This is a genomic window from Pseudomonas sp. EA_65y_Pfl1_P113 (assembly GCF_963970525.1).
Taxonomy (GTDB): Bacteria; Pseudomonadota; Gammaproteobacteria; order Pseudomonadales; family Pseudomonadaceae; genus Aquipseudomonas; species Aquipseudomonas tritici.
Map to the genome: position 1 here is coordinate 1 of NZ_CAXAQM010000605.1, position 447 is coordinate 447.

A 447-nucleotide genomic window follows, 5' to 3' on the forward strand; every position below is an offset into this window, starting at 1 on the left:
TATTTACGGCATGCCCTATGCGCAGTGGAAAGCCGAGCATCAGAGCGAGGCGACGCCCGAACAGCTCGAGCGCATGCGGCAAAGCGTCGCGAAGAATGCGTGACGGCAGACGCGCGCTGTCCTAAAGCGCGCGCCTTTCAGTGATTCACATTCAGGGAACAACGCCGTGAGCGACATCATCGCCGCCGACCAACTCCGCCTGCTGATCGAGCGCATCGAGCGCCTCGAAGAGGAAAAGAAGGGCATCGCCGACGACATTAAGGACGTGTACGGCGAAGCCAAGTCGACCGGCTTCGACGTCAAGACGATCCGCACCATCGTCCGCCTGCGCAAGATGGAAAAGCATCACCGCGACGAGGCCGAGGCGCTGCTCGAGACGTACAAGCAGGCGCTCGGCCTCGACTGACCGATCACCAAACATTGAGCGGGGACCACAAACGCCTTAAG

The 447-nt window shown here is 60.9% G+C and carries 2 protein-coding genes; both read left to right on the forward strand.

Annotated features, from left to right (window positions below; translation table 11 throughout):
* The first annotated feature begins 10 nt into the window (after positions 1 to 10).
* The gene (locus tag AACY52_RS32525) at positions 11 to 103 is read left to right on the forward strand and encodes a DUF1244 domain-containing protein (RefSeq protein WP_370468091.1); all 93 of its coding nucleotides are present in this window, start codon (positions 11 to 13) and stop codon (positions 101 to 103) included.
* Positions 104 to 166: 63 nt separating this feature from the next.
* A complete protein-coding gene (locus tag AACY52_RS31315) occupies positions 167 to 406 on the forward strand; it encodes a DUF2312 domain-containing protein (RefSeq protein ID WP_126845419.1) in 240 nt (79 codons plus the stop codon).
* The last annotated feature ends 41 nt before the right edge of the window (positions 407 to 447 follow it).